Consider the following 3,107-nt stretch of genomic DNA (forward strand, 5'->3'; position numbering starts at 1 on the left):
AGCTAATTTTAAGGCATGTCGAGGAACTAAGAATCCCCGTCCATAAGCGGGCGGAGAGTGTCAACTAAGCCAATAATTGACCATTACCAATAGCCAGGGCTGGGATTGATGAGGCTGGGATTGGTGATAAGCCCAAAATTACCAGATAGGCAAGTATAGGAGTATTTCAGTTAAAGAAAATTAAGGTTGGCAAAATTTCCACAACGATCAGGGTAGGGTGGTGTTGGTAGCCTCATGTCATTGCCTTGACGGGTAACTAGGGCTTATTTTGTGTGTTGTTGCTTGTTTTTGTTTGTAATAGCTCCTTTGTCATCAGCCGGAAGTCCCTTGGCAGAAGAAATCACAAATGACCAATCACTAAGACCAATCACTAAGACCAATGACTAAAATCACGAATAGCTAAAGAACTGTTACAGTTCTTGACAAAGTAGCCAGACAGGTATGAAGTCGATGATAGCATTCCCTTGAATGCCTTATTTATAGACACGAGAAAAAAACTATGGCAGAAGAACTGACGGGACAAACTCCCATATTTGGTGGTAGCACTGGCGGATTGCTGACCAAAGCTGAAGTTGAAGAAAAATACGCTATCACCTGGACAAGCTCAAAAGAGCAAGTGTTTGAAATGCCTACTGGTGGGGCTGCCATCATGAATGAAGGGGAAAACTTGCTCTACTTAGCTCGTAAGGAACAGTGTCTGGCATTGGGAACCCAACTGCGGACGAAATTTAAGCCCAAAATCGAAGACTATAAAATTTACCGGGTTTATCCCAATGGTGAAATCCAGTTTCTGCATCCTGCAGATGGGGTATTCCCAGAGAAAGTCAACGAAGGGCGTCCCTATGCAGGGAAAATAGACCGCAATATTGGCAGCAACCCAGAACCTGCAACTATCAAGTTCAGTGGGAAGGCAGCTTACGAGGTTTAATTAATCAGTGATAAGGTAAAGGGGAAAAAGTTGAACGTTGTGACCAACAGTTTCAGCTGTTTGCCGAATTTTCAACCTTGAGCTGAGAAAGACCATGATTTTCCCAGATTTTTCCCAATTTTCAACCGTAGCTCAACAAGGTAATTTTGTACCGGTAACCCAGGAGTGGGTGGCGGATTTAGAAACGCCAGTTTCTGCCTGGTATAAGGTCTGTGCTGGTCAACCCTACAGCTTCTTGTTGGAATCGGTAGAAGGTGGTGAAAATCTGGGACGTTACAGTTTACTTGGTTGTGACCCCCTGTGGGTATTGGAAACTAGGGGAAATCGCACGACTCAGACCAACCGGGATGGGTCAGTAACAGTATTTGAGGGAGACCCCTTTGAAACCTTAGGGAATTGTCTGAAATCCTATCAACCTGTAAATTTACCCCAATTGCCGCCAGGAATTGGGGGTTTGTTCGGTTTCTGGGGTTATGAGTTAATTCGTTTTTGTGAATCCCGTGTGCCAATTTATCCTCTACAGTCCAATGACTTGCCCGATGGATTGTGGATGCAAGTGGACAACCTGATTATTTTTGATCAGGTCAAGCGTAAGATTTGGGTGATCGCTTATGCTGATTTACGACAGGCCCAAGGAGATTTAGAGGCAGCCTATCAAAAAGCATGCGATCGCGTTCGTACTCTGGTCAACAAACTGCAAGGGCAGCTCTTAGGTAAGGACACAGTACTCCCATGGACACCTCCAAATAGTGGTACTCAAGAACTGTCTTATATAAGCAATACAGACAAGTCCCAGTTTTGCGCTAATGTCGAAAAAGCGAAAGACTATATCCGAGCTGGGGATATCTTTCAGGTCGTATTATCCCAGCGCCTCTCGACAGAATACAAAGGTGACCCTTTTGCCCTTTACCGTTCCCTAAGGCTGATTAATCCCTCCCCCTACATGGCTTATTTTAATTTTGGGGACTGGCAAATCATTGGATCTAGCCCAGAGGTAATGGTTAAGGCAACAGCTTCCCCAGAGGAAAAAATCCAGGCAACGTTACGACCAATTGCTGGAACTCGACGTCGGGGTCAAACTCCTCAAGAAGACGAAGCTCTAGCTCAGGAGTTACTCGAAGATCCAAAGGAAATTGCCGAACACATTATGTTGGTTGACCTGGGTCGGAATGACCTGGGTCGTGTGTGCAAGAGTGGTACAGTCAGAGTGGATCAACTGATGCTCATTGAGCGCTACTCCCACGTCATGCACATTGTTAGCAATGTAGTAGGGGAGCTGGATGCTAGTAAAACAGCTTGGGATTTACTGAAAGCTTGTTTCCCTGCGGGGACAGTGAGTGGAGCCCCCAAAATTCGGGCAATGGAAATCATTCAGGAACTGGAACCAGAACGTCGCGGGCCTTACTCGGGTGTCTATGGCTGGTACGATTTTGAAGGTCAGCTCAATAGTGCGATCGCAATCCGGACTATGGTAGTTCGCCCATGTGGTTCTGGTAAACATACCGTGTCAGTGCAAGCTGGTGCTGGCTTGGTAGCAGATTCTGACCCAGAAAAAGAATATCAAGAAACCCTCAATAAAGCTAGAGGCTTACTAGAGGCTATCCGCTGTTTAGACTTTGAGCAGTAAGCTATCAGCTAGGCGCGCCCCTGCAGGGAACGGGACGATAGCTTACTGCTAAAATCGCCCCTAACCGCTAACCGCTAACTATTCCTTCACAGGGTTAACTAGAATCATGCTAGCTTCTTGCCGTCGGATAGCTACTTCTGTGGTGGAACCAACTCGAATGTGCAACGGTCCCCCAAACCAGGCTGAGCGCAACACTTGTACCTGTCGATTAGGAATAATGCCAATTGCTTCTAGTCGATTGGCGAGACCTTCGACTTGCAAACCTATCTGAACTTTCTCGATAATGGCAAGCTTTCCAGGTTTTAATTCGGCTAAAGTCATTTAATTAATTAATAATTGGTTTGAGAAAATTCCGATACTTTTTAGCTACCAAAGTCTACCAAAGGCAGACCTTAGCTCGCCAATGCAAGGTGATTTCTCACCCAGGGTGTATCTACCAAAGCATGGCCGTAGGCCACGCTGCGCGAACGAAGAAATATTCCACGAGCGCCATTTAGATCTCGTTCGCGAAGCGTGACCTTTGGTCAATCCATCTTTTGGCCATCAATTCCT

General features: G+C 45.9%; 3 protein-coding genes. 2 read left to right on the top strand and 1 reads right to left on the bottom strand.

The annotated features are described in order from the left end of the window. The first annotated feature begins 499 nt into the window (after window positions 1-499). Window positions 500-928, top strand: coding sequence for a photosystem I reaction center subunit II PsaD (locus F6K20_RS31340; protein ID WP_008189408.1), 429 nt, complete (start codon window positions 500-502; stop codon window positions 926-928). Between the two features lie 94 nt (window positions 929-1,022). Then, window positions 1,023-2,555 carry an anthranilate synthase component I gene (trpE, locus tag F6K20_RS31345; protein WP_008189413.1) on the top strand — a complete coding sequence of 511 codons (1,533 nt, stop codon included), beginning with the start codon at window positions 1,023-1,025 and terminating at the stop codon, window positions 2,553-2,555. Between the two features lie 78 nt (window positions 2,556-2,633). On the opposite strand, the gene F6K20_RS31350 is transcribed toward trpE, so the two are convergent. Then, window positions 2,634-2,876, bottom strand: coding sequence for a FeoA family protein (locus tag F6K20_RS31350; protein WP_008189415.1), 243 nt, complete (start codon window positions 2,874-2,876; stop codon window positions 2,634-2,636). Between the last annotated feature and the right edge of the window lie 231 nt (window positions 2,877-3,107).

Source organism: Moorena sp. SIO2C4 (genome assembly GCF_010672485.1).
GTDB classification, from domain to species: Bacteria; Cyanobacteriota; Cyanobacteriia; order Cyanobacteriales; family Coleofasciculaceae; genus Moorena; species Moorena producens.

What these genes read in the sequence shown, in the direction of transcription:
- F6K20_RS31340 (WP_008189408.1), top strand. Translation starts at nt 500, where the DNA reads ATGGCAGAAGAACTGACGGGACAAACTCCCATATTTGGTGGTAGCACT.
- trpE (WP_008189413.1), top strand. Translation starts at nt 1,023, where the DNA reads ATGATTTTCCCAGATTTTTCCCAATTTTCAACCGTAGCTCAACAAGGT.
- F6K20_RS31350 (WP_008189415.1), bottom strand. Translation starts at nt 2,876, where the DNA reads ATGACTTTAGCCGAATTAAAACCTGGAAAGCTTGCCATTATCGAGAAA.